We start from the raw sequence: 16,168 nt of genomic DNA, 5'->3' as shown, positions 1-16,168 counted from the left end.
CAATACTACAAACTAATAGACCAGAATTATGGCCCACAATATCAAGCCCGGTGTAGCAACCGGAGATGAAGTACAGGAAATTTTTAAATACGCAAAGTCAAAGAGCTTTGCCTTACCCGCGGTGAATGTTATCGGATCGAACACCATTAACGGAGTTTTAGAAACCGCAGCCAGTTTGAATGCTCCGGTGATTTTACAGTTTTCAAACGGAGGAGCCCAGTTCAATGCTGGAAAAGGACTTTCCAATGAAGGGCAAAAGGCCGCTATACTTGGAGCGGTTGCGGGAGCAAAACACGTTCATCAATTGGCCGAGGCTTATGGCGCGACGGTCATTCTTCACACGGACCATTGTGCAAAAAAACTTTTGCCTTGGATCGACGGAATGCTCGACGCTAGCGAAAAACATTTCTCCGAAACGGGAAAATCCCTGTTCAGTTCTCATATGATAGATCTTTCAGAGGAGCCAATTGAAGAGAACATAGAAATATGTAAAGGCTACCTAGAACGCATGAGCAAGATGAACATGACCCTTGAAATCGAATTGGGAATTACTGGAGGAGAAGAAGACGGTGTCGACAATTCTGACGTTGATGATTCCAAACTTTATACGCAACCCGAAGAAGTTGCCTATGCTTATGAAGAACTATCAAAGGTAAGCCATAGATTTACCATTGCTGCAGCTTTTGGCAATGTTCATGGGGTATACAAACCGGGTAATGTAAAATTGACTCCAAAGATCCTTAAGAATTCGCAAGAGTACATCTCCGAAAAATATGGGGTAGGCCATAACCATATTGACTTTGTTTTTCACGGTGGATCGGGATCTACGGTAGAAGAAATTCGTGAAGGCATTAGCTACGGTGTGATTAAAATGAACATCGATACCGATTTGCAATATGCATTTTTAGCAGGGGTTCGGGATTATGTACAGGAAAATAACGAGTATCTTCAATCACAAATTGGAAACCCAAAGGGAAGCGACGAGCCCAATAAAAAATTCTATGATCCCCGGGTCTGGCTTCGTGAAGGAGAAAAATCATTTGTCGAACGTTTGAAGAAGGCCTTTGCCGACCTCAATAACATAAACACCTTGTAGTAACTAGTTTCCGAACGCTAAAATGGATAATATGACAGCTTGGTTCAAAAGAAAGGAAAAAGGCATACAGACAGCTACGGAAGAAAAAAAGGACACGCCGAAAGGCCTATGGTACAAATCGCCTACCGGAAAAATTGTAGAGTCAGAAGTACTTGCAAAAAACTTCTACGTAAGCCCTGAAGACGACTACCACGTTCGCATCGGCAGTAAGGAATATTTTGAAATTCTTTTCGACGATAATAAATTCAGTGAACTCGACACTAAATTAACGTCGAAAGACCCCCTTAAATTCGAGGATACAAAAAAATATTCTGACCGTTTAAAGGCGGCGCAAAAGAAAACGGGCCTTAAAGATGCAGTCAGAACGGCAGTCGGAAAGTCAAAGGGCAAAGATTTGGTGGTCGCTTGTATGGACTTTAATTTTATCGGGGGATCGATGGGGAGCGTCGTCGGCGAGAAAATTGCCCGAGCTATAGACCATGCCATCAAGAAAAAAGTGCCCTTTCTGATGATTTCCAAATCTGGAGGTGCACGTATGATGGAGGCCGCGCTATCGCTAATGCAATTGGCCAAAACCTCAGCTAAATTAGCACAACTTGCCGAAGCTAAAATACCCTATATTTCTTTATGTACCGACCCCACGACCGGAGGCACTACGGCCTCTTACGCGATGCTGGGCGACATTAACGTTTCCGAACCTGGGGCACTTATCGGCTTTGCAGGCCCCCGGGTGGTGAAAGAGGCTACTGGGAAAGAATTACCCGAGGGTTTTCAAACAGCCGAATTCGTTAAAGAACACGGTTTTCTTGATTTTATAGTGCACCGTAGTGCATTAAAGAATAAAATCAATCTTTATATCGATCTTATCGAAAATAAGCCGATACGCACATAGGGTTTTCAATCAAAACACATTCAGATCCCTTTATGCGCCACGTGTGCAAAAGATTATTTTTAGCGTTAATCCTTAAATAATCAATAATAATCTTATATTTGCGCCCTGATTGAAAATCAGTCAGATACATAAAAATCATTTAAAACAATATTGGCATGTATTTAACCAAGGAAACAAAAGCTGAACTTTTTAAAAAGTACGGCGGAAAATCGGAGAACACAGGTTCTACTGAAGGTCAGATAGCTTTGTTCACGCATCGTATCAATCATTTGACCCAACATTTGAAAAACAATCAAAAAGACTTTAACACTGAACGTTCGTTAGTACGATTGGTAGGTAAAAGGCGTAGTCTTCTTGATTACCTAAAAAATAAGGATATTGTTAAGTATCGAGAACTTATCAAAGAATTGAATATCAGAAAATAATTATTCTAAGGGGTCGGAAAATTTCCGACCCCTTATATTATATTCCAAGTCCTCGGAACATTTTGAGGCACACACAAAAAGCTGCACACAGTTTTTCATTGGTCGACACACAACACAACAACTCCGACCTCAAAACGTCGGAAAGACCATTGTTTAACAGTCCGCACTAATGCGGATATTAATTCTAATTTATGATTCCAAAAGTATTTAAAGAGGTCATTGATCTCGGTGACGGTAGGGAAATCTCTATCGAGACCGGAAAATTGGCAAAACAAGCCCACGGCTCGGTTGTCGTACAATCCGGCAATTGTATGTTACTATGTACCGTAGTTTCCAACTACAAAGCAAGTGACGTTGATTTTCTTCCTCTAACGGTAGATTACCGTGAAAAATTCGCCGCTTCAGGTAGATATCCGGGTGGTTTTTTCAAAAGGGAAGCCAGACCCAGTGATGGAGAGGTGCTTACTATGCGTCTTGTAGACCGTGTATTACGACCGCTATTTCCAAAAGATTACCATGCGGAGACCCAAGTAATGATTCAATTGATGTCTCATGACGAAGACGTGATGCCAGATGCAATGGCCGGATTGGCCGCTTCGGCAGCGATTCAATTATCGGATTTTCCGTTTGAATGTGCTATTTCGGAATGTCGTGTTGGCCGTGTAAACGGAGAATTCATAATTAATCCTTCCAGGGCACAATTAGCGGATTCAGATATAGATATGGTTATTGGCGCTTCCGCTGATTCCGTGATGATGGTAGAAGGCGAAATGGGTGAAATCTCCGAAGAGGAAATGACCGAAGCTATCAAGTTTGCCCATGAAGCCATTAAAGAACAATGTGCCGCCCAATTACGATTGGCCGATGCCGTAGGCAGAAAAGAGGTACGTGAATATGAGGGAGAAGCGGAAGATGAAGATTTGCAGAAAAAAGTACACGACCTCACTTATGATAAGGTATATGCCGTAGCCAAGGCAGGCTCTGCAAAACATGAAAGAAGTGCTGCGTTTGATGCTATTAAAGAAGAGGTTAAAGCCAATTTTACCGAAGAAGAATTGGAAGAGATCGGTGATTTGGTTTCAAAATACTTTTACAAAGCAGAAAAGGCCGCCGTTCGCGATCTTACCCTTAATGAAAGCCTTCGCCTAGACGGCAGAAAGACAGATGAGATTCGACCTATCTGGTGTGAAGTAGATTACTTGCCCTCTACCCATGGTTCGGCGATATTTACACGGGGTGAAACCCAGGCCTTGGCCACAGTAACCTTAGGTACTTCTAGAGAAGCTAATCAAATTGACATGCCCTCTTATGAAGGTGAAGAAACATTTTACCTGCACTACAACTTCCCCCCTTTCTCAACGGGAGAGGCTCGACCTATCCGCGGAACATCGCGAAGGGAAGTTGGTCATGGAAATTTAGCGCAACGTGCATTAAAGGGAATGGTTCCGGAAGATTGTCCGTACACCGTACGCGTGGTTTCCGAAGTATTGGAAAGTAACGGGTCTTCATCGATGGCTACCGTTTGTTCAGGAACCATGGCCTTGATGGATGCTGGAGTACAACTCAAAAAACCAGTTTCCGGTATTGCCATGGGATTGATTACTGACATGGAAACCGGAAAGTATGCTGTTTTATCCGATATTCTTGGAGATGAAGATCATTTAGGTGACATGGACTTTAAAGTTACAGGCACCGCAGATGGTATTACGGCATGCCAAATGGATATTAAAGTAAAAGGCCTTTCTTACGAAATCTTGGTCAAAGCTTTAAAACAAGCACGCGACGGAAGACTACATATTTTAGAAAAGTTAACCGATACGATTGCCGCGCCTAACCCCGATGTAAAACCGCATGCTCCGAAGATGGTAACTACGGTAATACCTAACGAATTTATCGGTGCGCTAATCGGACCCGGTGGCAAGGTCATTCAAGAATTGCAAAAAGAGACCAAAACGACGATCGTTATCAATGAAGATCCGGTAACCGAAGAGGGTATCGTAGAAATTTTGGGTACCGACCAAAATGGTATCGACGCCGTATTGGCCAAAATCGATTCGTTGATGTTCAAGCCCGAAGTTGGTAGCGTATATGAAGTAAAGGTGATTAAAATGTTAGATTTTGGAGCTGTAGTAGAATATCAAGATGCCCCTGGCAACGAAGTTTTACTACATGTATCGGAATTGGCATGGGAACGTACCGAAAATGTGTCGGACGTAGTGAACATGGGCGATGTTTTCGATGTAAAGTATATGGGCATCGATTCACGTACGAAAAAAGACCGTGTTTCCCGAAAAGTTCTTCTGCCGAAACCTGAGGGTTATAAAGAAAGACCTCCACGTAGTAATGATAGAAATCGAGGTGGACGCGATAACAGAAGAGATAATCGCGACAGGAAGCCTAGAAATAATTAATAGGTTAAAATACCCATGATTGCAGGCCTCAGTTGAAAAATTGGGGCCTTTTTTATGTCAAACAACGGAAAAATTCCATTTTTTTTTATCCAATTGTAACATTTCTGTCTTTTTTACGTATAAGTATATGCAGTTTACCAATACTGCACTTAATAGAAAGGTAATTTAGATGAGACAGCTCAAAATCACAAAACAGGTAACCAACAGGGAAACCGCATCCTTAGACAAGTATTTGCAAGAAATCGGAAAAGTAGATCTGATTACAGCGGACGAGGAGGTCGAATTGGCACAGCGCATCAAGGCGGGCGATCAAATTGCCCTTGAAAAACTGACAAAAGCCAATCTTAGATTCGTGGTATCCGTTGCCAAGCAGTACCAAAATCAAGGCCTTACTTTGCCCGATTTGATCAATGAGGGTAATCTTGGCTTGATAAAAGCAGCCCAACGTTTTGATGAAACAAGGGGTTTTAAATTCATATCGTATGCCGTTTGGTGGATTCGCCAATCCATCCTTCAGGCCTTGGCCGAGCAATCCCGTATAGTGCGTTTGCCTTTGAACAAGATTGGCTCTATCAACAAAATTAACAAGACCTTTGCTTTTTTAGAGCAAGCACACGAACGTATGCCTTCTGCCGAAGAAATTGCCAAAGAGCTTGATATGACCGTAGAAGATGTGAAACAGTCCCTCAAGAATTCAGGGCGCCATGTATCTATGGATGCTCCATTGATCGACGGGGAAGATTCTAACTTGTACGATGTACTTCGCAGCGGAGAATCGCCGAATCCTGATAAGGAATTGCTGCACGAATCATTGCGTACCGAAATCGAGAGGGCCCTAGAGACTTTGACACCTAGGGAAGCCGATGTAATACGTCTTTATTTTGGTCTCGCAGGTCAGCATTCGATGACCCTAGAGGAAATTGGAGAAACTTTTGACCTGACAAGGGAAAGGGTACGCCAAATTAAGGAAAAGGCCATCCGTAGATTAAAACATACATCTAGAAGTAAAATATTAAAAACATATTTAGGGTAACCTTAAAATACCCCTGGTTCAAGGGATTGAAATTACAAGTTAAATAATCCTTAAATTGGATATTTGGCATATTAGTTGTAATTTTAACGGTAACAACAGTTTATCATGACTGTTCGTTTTTTGATTGATGAATAAACTCCGGCTGATTACCGGAGTTTTTTCATTTTATGGTCTTCTTTACATTTGTCAAAGAATTTGACATGAAACTAAGAAAAGAAGGGCTTTTATACACAAAACTACTTTCAGTCGGTTATGAAAGACGAAAACAATGGTCCCCACCAACCTAACAACCCACTCCACGGAGTAAAATTGGTAGCTATTCTCGAATACCTCACCCAAAAATATACATGGGACGAACTTGCCGAGAAAATAAACATCAATTGTTTTAAAAACGACCCCACGATTAAATCTTCCCTGAAGTTTTTACGCCGTACCCCTTGGGCCCGTAAAAAAGTAGAAGAGCTCTATTTAAAATCGATCTAGGTATAATGGCACTACATATTGTTCTTATCGAGCCAGAAATACCCAATAATACAGGAAATATTGGTCGGTTGGCCCTTGCTACTGGATCAACCCTTCATCTGGTCAAACCCTTTGGTTTTGAGCTTACCGATAAACGACTAAAGAGAGCAGGTCTAGACTATTGGCCCCACCTCGAACTCGTTGTTCATGAAAGTATAGAGGCCTTTTTTGGAAAACATAAAAATAAAAAGATGGCTCTTTTCTCGAGCCATAGTGAAAAAGAGCATTGGTCCATAGATTTTGAGGACGAAATGTTTTTGATCTTCGGCAAAGAATCTGTGGGATTACCACAGAAACTAACCGAAAAATATCCGTACTGTCTTTATAAAATACCTCTTTACAGCCCACATGTTCGCAGTTTGAACCTGGCAAACGCAGTGGGTATCGTGATATACGAGGGCTTGAGACAATTGCGTTGAACATCTTTCGCCTAAATGGCACCATAACAATATTTGCCTTATAGTTTTTTACTACTTTTATAACTAACCTTTTATTCATCTTCAATGCGTAACCTTAAAATTATAAGCGCTACGGTCTTTTGCGCTGCCACCTTCTTTTTTCTCGGTTGTAAAAAAGAAAAATCCGAAATGGCCCTTTTGGAAGAAGAAAAACAAATAGATTTCAATCTTCCCGATAATTTTGAGCTCGAAGACCTATATCATCCCAGCGCCCATGGCCAGGGATCTTGGGTCGCGCTAGCCCAAGGACCGGGAGAAACCATGTTTTCCTGCGATCAATACGGTAAAATTTATCAATTCAAAATACCTTCTGAAGGTGACGTCTTAAAGCCCGACGATGTCGATTCCTTATCGATTGATATTGGTGAAGCCCATGGATTACTTTGGGCTTTCAACAGTCTTTATGTGGCAGTGAACAAAAACTGGGACGATGACGTTCCCGATGAAGATGAAAAAGGTAGTGGAATTTATCGCGTTATCGATAGCGACAATGACGGCAAGCTTGACAAAGTTAACATGTTGTTGAAACTCGAGGGTGCCGGTGAACATGGCCCACATAGTTTTGTGCTCTCTCCCGATGAAAAAGAAATTTACTTTATAGCCGGAAACCATACCCTAATTCCCGAATCATTATTGACCAATAGTAGACTTCCGATAAACTGGGATGAGGACAATCTCTTCAAACCTTATTTAGATGCCAGGGGTCACGCCAACGAAGTAAAAGCACCGGGCGGCTGGATTACCAAGTTTAATCCGGAAGGTACCCAATGGGAATTGATTTCGGCCGGTTATAGAAACGCATTCGACATGGCTTTTAATCCCGAAGGTGAACTTTTTGCCTATGATGCCGATATGGAATGGGATATTGGAATGCCATGGTACCGTCCTACGCGGATTCTTCATGTTACCAGCGGTTCAGAATATGGCTGGCGTACCGGCTCCGGCAAATGGCCCGAGTACTATGCCGATGCCCTCCCGGCCGTGCACAACCTCGAACAAGGATCCCCGACGGCAGTACTATCGGGAACTGCATTGAATTTCCCGTCGAAGTATAAGAACGGGTTGTTGATCGTTGATTGGAGTTTTGGCACCATATACTTTATCGATTTAAAAGAACAGGGAAGTAGTTATACTGCCGATCGTGAAGAATTTCTATCTGGCACTCCCCTGCCCTTGACGGATATGATCGCCGGGTACGATGGCAATCTTTATTTTGCGTCCGGGGGTCGAAGAACCAATTCGCATTTGTTTCGTTTGCGCTACACCGGAACTGAAGAAAGCAGCGGCGAAAAACCGGTTAGCAAAGAGGCATCCAAACTACGTGAACTTCGCCATACCATCGAAAAGTACCATTCCACGCAATCGGAAGCCGGCGTTACACTTGCTTGGGAAAATCTCGGTCATGAGGACCGCTATATTCGGTACGCCTCACGAGTCGCTTTGGAACACCAGCCGTTAGTGCAATGGACCGAACTGTTTCAAGCTGAGCGAGACCCCCTTACCATAATAGAAGCAAGTATTGCCTTGGCTCACCAAGGGGATTCTTCCATACAGTCGATGATACTATCAAAACTAAACCCTATAGTGTTAGAAACATTGCCGAAAGAACAACAATTGGCACTTTTACGGGCATACGAGCTCGTATTTATTAGGATGGGGCAGCCCAACCCTACTGATCGTTCGGCTACCATCCGAAAACTAAAGCGCTATTTCCCACATGCCGATAATGATATGAACCGTGAACTTGGGCAATTGCTCCTGTACCTGAAAGCAGAGGGCACCACACAAGCTTTGGTCAATCTTTTAAAGCGGCACACGGAGCAGAAGACGGCGGAAACCGATAATTTGTTATCTGAGGAAACCTCAATGCGAAGTGAACAATATGGCCCGTTAATTCGTGAGATTATTGCCAAGATGCCACCCAGTGAGGCCATCTACTACGGCGTATTACTAAGCCATGCCGACCAAGGATGGACCAAAGAATTACGGGAAGATTATTTCAATTGGTTTTACGATGTACTGAATGCGCAAGGTGGTTTAAGTTTTAAGGCCGGTATTGAAAATGTACGGCTTGAAGCAATGACCCACGTGCCAGAAAGGGAAAAGGAATATTTTCAGGAGCTTACAGGGGTGTATTCGCCTTCTACCGCTGTTGCCGACCTCCCCCAACCCATCGGGCCAGGCAAAGCGTATAGTGGTAGAGACCTTAATAAAATGCTTTGGGGCGGCGGCATGTCCAATTTTGAAGGAGATTTTGAAGATGGGGAGCGAGCCTTCAAGGCCGGCATGTGTATCATGTGCCATAGAATGCGCGGAGAGGGAGGTGCCGCAGGCCCCGACCTGACCCAAGCACATACCAAATTCAATTCGTATGAAATGCTCTATGCTATTTTCAGCCCCAATGACGAAATATCAGATCAATATGCGCATACCCTGTTCCACTTGAAGGACGATAAAAAAATATCGGGCAGGCTACTATCGGAGGAAGGTGATTCGGTCAATGTGGCACCCAACCCGTTCAACGAGACCTATACGGTACGATTGGCAAAAAGCGATATTACCAAACGTGAACCGTCACCTATTAGCCCGATGCCTTCAGGTTTGTTGAACCGGCTCAACGAAAATGAGATTTTGGCCCTCATGCACTATCTAGAGGCAGGAGGCGACCCCGACCATGAGATATACTCGAAAAAGAATGCCAATCCGTAAACCCCATTTTGAAAAATCAGATAAGGATCGCCATCGGTGAAGGATATTGAAACATGAATTTAATTATTCGAGAAGCGAAAGAGGAAGATGTGGCCGGTATTTTAGGCATCATAAATTATGAGATAAGCAATTCTACGGTAGTGTATGACTACAAAGAGCGTAGCTTGGCCTTCCAACTGAATTGGTACAGGAAAAAAATGGATGAAGGCATGCCGGTTATCGTTGCCGACGATGGTCTTGGGGTCATAGGGTTTGGCACATTTGGTATTTTTAGACCATGGGAAGCCTACAGATTTTGCGTTGAACATTCAATCTATGTGGCCGAGAATGCCAGAGGTAAAGGGGTTGGGAAGCAATTACTTTCGGAACTTATAACTTTGGCCAGAAAAGGTGGGTTTCATACCATGATTGCCGGTATCGATGCAACGAACGAAGGAAGCATACGATTTCATAAACAATTTGGTTTTCAAGAAGTGGGCCTGTTTAGAGAAGTTGGGTTCAAATTTGAAAAATGGTTGGATTTGATTTTTCTCCAGCTTTTTTTGAAATAGTGAGAGGTATATTCTCTGGGATATTTTGCTTAAATCCCGATCAAGGAGTAAATATCATGCCGTGGGATGGCTTTCTCCGTAGAACCTTCCTATTTTATTTTTGGCACCTCTCTAACCACAAAAAAACCATCATTGCCTTGCGTTTGATACAAGGGCATGAAAATATACGCATTCCAGGTACTTATAACCTTCTCTCCATTATGGGTAGCTAAAAACTCTCCTTTTTTAATAGGTTGAAAATTTTGATACCCCGGCTCCATTTGAAACGTATCATTGGCGGTAAGACTATGACGATGAACAATTTCAAAAGTCTTGCGTTCGCTCTCGCGCCCCCTAAGGTTTTGAACCGCTTGGGGAATTTCACCCAGATTTGTCAGATCAAGTTCACAGGCCTGGGCAATGGCCAACCAAATCATTCCTTCATGGTGCTCGACCGCAGCTTCGCTTTCATGCTGCCCACCTTCAAATACAAATCCGGTCACTCCGGTACGGCTAAGATAGTGGTCAATACAGCCAAGTACTATATCAGAGAAACCGCGTATAATATGTACGGGGAAACGATGGGCCCACGAATCGTTGTTCCCTACTTCTTGCACCGATATGTACGGGGGACTATCTGCTGATGTCGTATGGCAATCCAAAAAATAGCGTTGGGAGAATTCTCCTTCGGAATGCGAGTTCAAAGTGTCTATAATTGCAAACATCTCCTTTTTTTCATTGCTGTCCTTCATCCCCGCCGCTATATTTTCCACCGTCCATGTGCGGTTCAGGTCCTCATCAATAAAACGTACGTCGTTGGACAACGCTTTGAGGTTTCCCCGGATTCCCAAGACTTTTCCGGAAATCAAAGGTTTTTCATCTTCCAGGGTTTTGAAAACCCGGTCCAAAGCATAGACACCGCTGGGTTCGTTACCATGTATTCCTGCGCTTATATATAGAATAGGGCCTGCCTTTCCCGAAGAATATTCTCCGATAATCCTTTTTTGAGTTTCTAGCATTGATGATTTGTTTTGCATTTGCCTTATTCTATTAGTCTAAAGTTGCCAGCTCACGATTCGAAATCCCATCTTTATGAACCTTTCTATATTCCACTTTCCGTTCGATAGCTTTGATGACGACATCGGTAAAATCAGGTAAGCCGATTTCTTCGGTATAAGAAAGCCCACCTGGACTCATGCAATTTATTTCGATAAGCTTATCCTTTACGACATCCAATCCTACAAAAAAGAAACCATCCCGAATTAGTTTAGGCCCGGTCAGTTGTACGATCCGTTCTATTTCAGGGGTCATTTCAGCTTTTTCGGCCGAAGCTCCTAAAGCGAGGTTACTTCTAAACTCATCCTCATCTCTGTTAATACGACGGATCAACGCCGGTTGTCCTTCTTTTGTCAAAATTTTACCGTTCATCAAAATGACACGCACGTCGCCCTTGCTGACCTCGGGAAGAAACTCTTGTGCGATGACATAGCCTTTTGCAATGAGAGAATTGACAATTTGATTGAAATTATGCTTTTGTTTGCCAATCAAATAAATACTCTGCCCTCCGGATCCCTCCAAAGGTTTTAAAACAATCTCTTTATTGGAGTTTTTCCAGAAATCAAGAATTACATCTTTGTTACGGGTTACCACACTTTTTGGTTTAATATTTTGGGGCAGTTCTTCAAAATACATTTTATCTACAAAGGAATGTGCCATGGCATTGGCATCGTTGAGCACCAATACACCTTGTTGCTGTATCATTCTAGCAAACGCCAAGCCCGAATGTTCGGCCCAATGTCGACTCTCTGATTCTTCGGTCGGATTATTTCTTACAAAAAGTACATCCAGCTCATTAGAACTTATAACCTTCCATGGAATATCTTCCCCTTGCATCTTTTCCAAGAACTCTTCGGGCGAGTCATAGGCTATATTCTTCGGTACGCTTTTACAACGAATATCTACCGGTGACCCGTGAACAAAGTTAAATCCCCCTACATCCATGACCAAGGCTGTGTGTCCAAGTTCATGGGCTTTTTTTAACAGTACCACTGAGGTACCGACCACTTCCTTATTTAAATCACTTATTACAAAACATATTTTCATCCATCATTATTTTTAGTTGTTAAAACTAGACACAGGTACAACTGATCCTTCTCAACTCATACAAAATCCAAACAAACATCTTCCCGCAACGAACGGATCGAAAGCAAAGCATCTGTCATAAATTAGACGAAAGGAATAGGCTATTCGACGAGCTTGAATACTCGTGATAAGAACTTCAAAATATCAAAAACCGATTACACCATACTGTAAAAATTTTAACTCGTTCGGGTAAATGGCTACGTAAGAGGAGTGTCGAAAAAATAACAGGCGCAGTAAATGTTCAAACACCTTCAAGAAATACTGTGGATTCGTTATACCATATTATGAAGCGGCATTCCTTTTTTGAATTGTCTTAACTTCTGGTCACAGGAGGCATTCAGCAAATAACGGGGCTTTATTTTTGGAGGATGAAGCAACCCTCGATGGGTTAGCTCTTGTACAATGGTCAAATGCCTTAAGGCAAATTTTCCTGCCAATAATGGTTCCAAAGTTCCCCCGTTTGCCAAATGATCGCGGAGTTCCAAGAGACCCTTCAGGTAGACAATATCTTTGAGGAAACCTCCTCCCTGAAACATTCTAGAAGTTATATCGAAGGCACGTTGAGGAGCAAAGCCGTACTCTTTATACAACATACTGAACATGTCGTCAAAATTAGCACCTTTGAGCAGCGCATCGCCCGCCACGACCCTTCCGGCTAAAGTTCTCAGTCTATTTACCCCGAGGGCATCGGCCAAATACTCTGCCAACACCGCAATACCTTCCTGAAGGGCATCATATCCTGCAAGCCCATGGGCCAATTGCTGTAAAGGCTGTCGGGTACCGTTAAAATAGGTTAGTGCGTGGGTACCCAGTTCGTGCTGAATAAGTGCCCTTGCTTCCATTTTGGTCATTCTATACCCCGATGGCAAATACAGTTCCCCTCCGGCCACCATCATAATATTTATGTCGTCGCGAATATGTACCTTGCTTCTAAAGTCAGGAGCCTGCTTTCTGAAGAAATCGAATTCATTTTCGGCAAGTTTTTGAAAATCGTAGGCGTCCATATCGGTCTTCTCGGATGCCAAGTCATCTTCCGCTATATTGTTGAGGATAAGTTGTGCCTCTTTCAATAACTGAGTAGAAATATCTTGATATAGACGAACACTGCTGTAAAAGAAATTCTTCGAACCCCTTTCCTTCAACATAGTCAATTCTTGATCGATTTCCTCACGTTTTTCGTCATAAATATAGGCCAGCGCGGGGTCATCTATTTCATGTATATCCAATTGATATAATTTCCGTTTCAAAATATCGGGGTCGATGGGTAGTAAGCGGTAGTGATAGGTACCAATATTTTTAAAACCATTGTTGAAATAACTTCGTTTCAAATTCTCGATATTTATCGGGGCGACCAAGAGTAAAAACGAGTAGCTATTTTGTATGGCGGTAATCTCTTTATCGATTTTACTGACCTCTTCGTGTATGCGTCTTTTACCTAACGCATGGTAGCTAGCGATTTTCGACGTAGTCTGAACCCTGATGAATTCATAAATCGATTGCTGTAGGGCCTTCGCAAATTGGGTTCTGAATTTTCTGAAAAAAACAGGAAATTCCTTATTCTCCAAAGTTCTATAGACAGGTGGAATTTGAAGGCGAACATACGTACCTCCCTTGACCCTTAGGAAGCTTTCTTCAAATAAGGGAGAACCGTTCTCCGTGTTTTCGGCCGAACTATCCACAATAGTCGCCGTCAGTTTCGCATCGTATCGTATGTCTATTTTCTCAAGTTCCTTGGCCAGTTGATCAAGGGTCGAAGGAAGCTTTTTATATGGACCGGATATAATGAACTCCGTACTTCCCAAATCTCTCTTTTCCAGTTCGACAACGAGAAAGCTTCGAAATCGCTCGGCCATTCTATCTACAAGTTCCAGAAGAAAATCGTGCATATAATCCTCGTCGTCTTTTCCCAAAATCAAAAAAGAGGCCCCTGTTTTTGCCAAACGCATCGTTTGTCTATCCTTTGTCTTTCTTCTATAAACTATCAGATAGGGTACATCATGTTCTAAAAACAAAAAGCCATTGTTCGGAAGCTTCATTTCCGTTCTTCCATGAGGTTCCAACTTTTGCAATTGTTGCGATGCTAATTTCAAGGTGTCCAAAAGCTTACTTAATATTTTGATTACTGTCCCTCAAAATATACAAATTATGAAAAGGTATTTGCGCTATTTAACATGCTTTTGATCTAATCGGTTTTTATGCACGTTGGTTTTTCACATCACTTTCGTAAAGAAAACGGGGCAGTCCGTTCAAAAAGAACGATATCGATTGTGTACCTTTGCAAAAACTGACTTTATCTAGATGAGCAAAGTAAAAATTGCACCTTCATTATTGGCGGCCGACTTCGGCAATTTGCAACGCGATATCGAATTGGTGAATCGGAGCGATGCCGACTGGCATCATATTGACATTATGGATGGGGTGTTTGTACCCAATATATCCTACGGGATGCCTGTGGTAGAAGCTATTGCAAAACATGCGACCAAACCCCTAGATGTGCATTTAATGATCGTAGACCCCGACCGCTACATCAAAACCTTTGCCGATTTGGGAGCTACCAACCTTACCGTTCATTACGAAGCGTGCACACATCTCCACAGAACCATACAAGCTATAAAAGATGCCGGTATGAAAGCTGGAGTAGCCCTGAACCCACACACCAATGTCAACTTGTTAAAAAATGTCATTAAAGATCTCGACCTGGTTTTGATCATGAGTGTCAACCCAGGCTTCGGAGGGCAAAGCTTCATTGAAAATACCTATGAAAAGATCACCGACATAAAAGAAATCATTAAAATGACGGAATCAAAAGCTATCGTAGAAGTCGATGGGGGGGTTAGTGCCAAAAATGCAAAAGCCTTGATCAAGGCAGGAGCCGATGTACTGGTCGCAGGTAGTTTTATATTCAAGAGTGAAGACCCTGAAAAAACAATTAAGGAACTTAAATTGGCTACGGACAGATGGAGCATTTTCGAATTGTAATTATTGGTGGCGGCCCCATTGGAATAGCTTGTGGGCTCGAGGCCAAGAAGAAAGGATTGAGCTATGTAATTATTGAAAAAGGGCCTATAGTGAATTCCCTTTTCAATTATCCCATCAACATGCAATTTTTCTCATCTTCCGAAAAGTTGGAAATAGATAATATTCCTTTTATCAGCAAAGAAGCCAAGCCTAAACGCAACGAAGCCCTGGAGTATTATCGACGTATCGTAACTTCAAATGAGTTGAACATCCACTTGTTCGAAAGGGTACAATCCGTTGAAAAATCCGACGAGGTGTTCAGGGTGGTTTCAAACAAGGCCACCTATACCTCCGACAATGTTATCGTAGCTACCGGCTTTTATGATCTTCCCAACCTATTGAACATACCTGGTGAGCACCTCCCAAAGGTTTCGCATTATTATAATGACCCCCATTTCTATGCCAGTCAGAAGTTAGCGGTTATCGGAGCGAGCAATTCCGCTATCGATGCAGCTTTGGAATGTTGGCGCAAAGGTTCTGAAGTTACCCTTATTATTAGGGGGTATGAAGTGGGCCAGCGTGTTAAATATTGGGTGCGGCCCGATATTATAAACCGTATTGAGGAAGGCAGTATAAAGGCCTATTACAATGCGACCGTAAAAGAAATTCGCAAAACAGAGATTGTTATAGACACTCCTGACGGCGAGGTTATCCTTGAAAACGATTTTGTACTCGCTTTGACCGGATATATGCCGAACTTCGAATTTCTTCAAAATTTAGGCATTGCCCTAAGCGATGACGAAAAAAGGCTTCCTCAGTATAACCCGGAAACTATGGAAACCAATATTCCCGGGCTTTATTTGGCCGGGGTCATCTGTGGCGGTATGGAAACCCACAAATGGTTTATCGAAAATTCCAGAATACATGCACCCATGATTATCGATGCCATTAAAAACAAGGCCGCAATTACGGCCAAGAGCTAAATTATCCCC

Annotated in this window: 14 protein-coding genes; 11 read left to right on the top strand and 3 right to left on the bottom strand. The window is 42.6% G+C overall.

What is annotated here, in order from left to right; all coding sequences use genetic code 11:
• Positions 1-28: 28 nt before the first annotated feature.
• The 9 genes from fbaA (at position 29) to F2B13_RS17185 (ending at position 10,097) form a co-directional block, all read left to right on the top strand.
• Positions 29-1,096: a class II fructose-bisphosphate aldolase gene (gene fbaA / locus F2B13_RS17225; RefSeq protein ID WP_149277355.1), complete on the top strand. Its 1,068-nt coding sequence runs from the start codon at positions 29-31 to the stop codon at positions 1,094-1,096.
• A gap of 31 nt (positions 1,097-1,127) precedes the next feature.
• Positions 1,128-1,988: an acetyl-CoA carboxylase, carboxyltransferase subunit beta gene (accD, locus tag F2B13_RS17220; protein WP_149304739.1), complete on the top strand. Its 861-nt coding sequence runs from the start codon at positions 1,128-1,130 to the stop codon at positions 1,986-1,988.
• A gap of 155 nt (positions 1,989-2,143) precedes the next feature.
• Positions 2,144-2,413, top strand: a complete 270-nt coding sequence (gene rpsO / locus F2B13_RS17215) for a 30S ribosomal protein S15 (RefSeq protein ID WP_149277353.1) — start codon at positions 2,144-2,146, stop codon at positions 2,411-2,413.
• 191 nt (positions 2,414-2,604) lie between these two features.
• Positions 2,605-4,824 carry a polyribonucleotide nucleotidyltransferase gene (locus tag F2B13_RS17210; RefSeq protein ID WP_149277352.1) on the top strand — a complete coding sequence of 740 codons (2,220 nt, stop codon included), beginning with the start codon at positions 2,605-2,607 and terminating at the stop codon, positions 4,822-4,824.
• 169 nt (positions 4,825-4,993) lie between these two features.
• On the top strand, positions 4,994-5,857 hold the full coding sequence (locus F2B13_RS17205; protein ID WP_149277351.1) for a sigma-70 family RNA polymerase sigma factor: 864 nt from the start codon (positions 4,994-4,996) through the stop codon (positions 5,855-5,857).
• 252 nt (positions 5,858-6,109) lie between these two features.
• Positions 6,110-6,340, top strand: a complete 231-nt coding sequence (locus tag F2B13_RS17200; RefSeq protein ID WP_149304738.1) for a VF530 family protein — start codon at positions 6,110-6,112, stop codon at positions 6,338-6,340.
• A gap of 5 nt (positions 6,341-6,345) precedes the next feature.
• Positions 6,346-6,798, top strand: a complete 453-nt coding sequence (locus F2B13_RS17195; RefSeq protein ID WP_149277349.1) for a tRNA (cytidine(34)-2'-O)-methyltransferase — start codon at positions 6,346-6,348, stop codon at positions 6,796-6,798.
• An 84-nt stretch (positions 6,799-6,882) separates the two neighbouring features.
• Positions 6,883-9,546 (top strand): c-type cytochrome, encoded by a 2,664-nt coding sequence (locus F2B13_RS17190; protein ID WP_149304737.1) that lies wholly within the window; start codon positions 6,883-6,885, stop codon positions 9,544-9,546.
• 53 nt (positions 9,547-9,599) lie between these two features.
• A complete protein-coding gene (locus F2B13_RS17185) occupies positions 9,600-10,097 on the top strand; it encodes a GNAT family N-acetyltransferase (protein WP_149277347.1) in 498 nt (165 codons plus the stop codon).
• 89 nt (positions 10,098-10,186) lie between these two features.
• On the opposite strand, the gene F2B13_RS17180 is transcribed toward F2B13_RS17185, so the two are convergent.
• From F2B13_RS17180 to F2B13_RS17170, 3 genes are all read right to left on the bottom strand, one after another.
• Positions 10,187-11,095 (bottom strand): M14 family metallopeptidase, encoded by a 909-nt coding sequence (locus F2B13_RS17180; RefSeq protein WP_232623071.1) that lies wholly within the window; start codon positions 11,093-11,095, stop codon positions 10,187-10,189.
• Positions 11,096-11,126: 31 nt separating this feature from the next.
• Positions 11,127-12,179 (bottom strand): ATP-grasp domain-containing protein, encoded by a 1,053-nt coding sequence (locus F2B13_RS17175; RefSeq protein ID WP_149304736.1) that lies wholly within the window; start codon positions 12,177-12,179, stop codon positions 11,127-11,129.
• A 311-nt stretch (positions 12,180-12,490) separates the two neighbouring features.
• The gene (locus tag F2B13_RS17170) at positions 12,491-14,317 is read right to left on the bottom strand and encodes a flavohemoglobin expression-modulating QEGLA motif protein (RefSeq protein ID WP_232625260.1); all 1,827 of its coding nucleotides are present in this window, start codon (positions 14,315-14,317) and stop codon (positions 12,491-12,493) included.
• 199 nt (positions 14,318-14,516) lie between these two features.
• On the opposite strand from F2B13_RS17170, the gene rpe reads away from it, so the two are divergent.
• Both rpe and F2B13_RS17160 read left to right on the top strand, forming a co-directional pair.
• Complete coding sequence (rpe, locus tag F2B13_RS17165) at positions 14,517-15,197, top strand: ribulose-phosphate 3-epimerase (RefSeq protein ID WP_149277344.1); 681 nt, start codon at positions 14,517-14,519, stop codon at positions 15,195-15,197.
• Positions 15,176-16,159: a YpdA family putative bacillithiol disulfide reductase gene (locus F2B13_RS17160; protein ID WP_149304735.1), complete on the top strand. Its 984-nt coding sequence runs from the start codon at positions 15,176-15,178 to the stop codon at positions 16,157-16,159. Before rpe ends, F2B13_RS17160 begins: the two co-directional genes overlap by 22 nt.
• Positions 16,160-16,168 lie beyond the last annotated feature (9 nt).

It is taken from the genome of Pareuzebyella sediminis (assembly GCF_008367235.1).
GTDB lineage: Bacteria > Bacteroidota > Bacteroidia > Flavobacteriales > Flavobacteriaceae > Pareuzebyella > Pareuzebyella sediminis.
This window is presented reverse-complemented; position numbering and strand designations above follow the sequence as displayed.

Excerpts from the sequence above, each read along its gene's own strand:
- fbaA (WP_149277355.1), top strand. The coding sequence starts at position 29 with ATGGCCCACAATATCAAGCCCGGTGTAGCAACCGGAGATGAAGTACAG.
- accD (WP_149304739.1), top strand. The coding sequence starts at position 1,128 with ATGACAGCTTGGTTCAAAAGAAAGGAAAAAGGCATACAGACAGCTACG.
- rpsO (WP_149277353.1), top strand. The coding sequence starts at position 2,144 with ATGTATTTAACCAAGGAAACAAAAGCTGAACTTTTTAAAAAGTACGGC.
- F2B13_RS17210 (WP_149277352.1), top strand. The coding sequence starts at position 2,605 with ATGATTCCAAAAGTATTTAAAGAGGTCATTGATCTCGGTGACGGTAGG.
- F2B13_RS17205 (WP_149277351.1), top strand. The coding sequence starts at position 4,994 with ATGAGACAGCTCAAAATCACAAAACAGGTAACCAACAGGGAAACCGCA.
- F2B13_RS17200 (WP_149304738.1), top strand. The coding sequence starts at position 6,110 with ATGAAAGACGAAAACAATGGTCCCCACCAACCTAACAACCCACTCCAC.
- F2B13_RS17195 (WP_149277349.1), top strand. The coding sequence starts at position 6,346 with ATGGCACTACATATTGTTCTTATCGAGCCAGAAATACCCAATAATACA.
- F2B13_RS17190 (WP_149304737.1), top strand. The coding sequence starts at position 6,883 with ATGCGTAACCTTAAAATTATAAGCGCTACGGTCTTTTGCGCTGCCACC.
- F2B13_RS17185 (WP_149277347.1), top strand. The coding sequence starts at position 9,600 with ATGAATTTAATTATTCGAGAAGCGAAAGAGGAAGATGTGGCCGGTATT.
- F2B13_RS17180 (WP_232623071.1), bottom strand. The coding sequence starts at position 11,095 with ATGCTAGAAACTCAAAAAAGGATTATCGGAGAATATTCTTCGGGAAAG.
- F2B13_RS17175 (WP_149304736.1), bottom strand. The coding sequence starts at position 12,179 with ATGAAAATATGTTTTGTAATAAGTGATTTAAATAAGGAAGTGGTCGGT.
- rpe (WP_149277344.1), top strand. The coding sequence starts at position 14,517 with ATGAGCAAAGTAAAAATTGCACCTTCATTATTGGCGGCCGACTTCGGC.
- F2B13_RS17160 (WP_149304735.1), top strand. The coding sequence starts at position 15,176 with ATGGAGCATTTTCGAATTGTAATTATTGGTGGCGGCCCCATTGGAATA.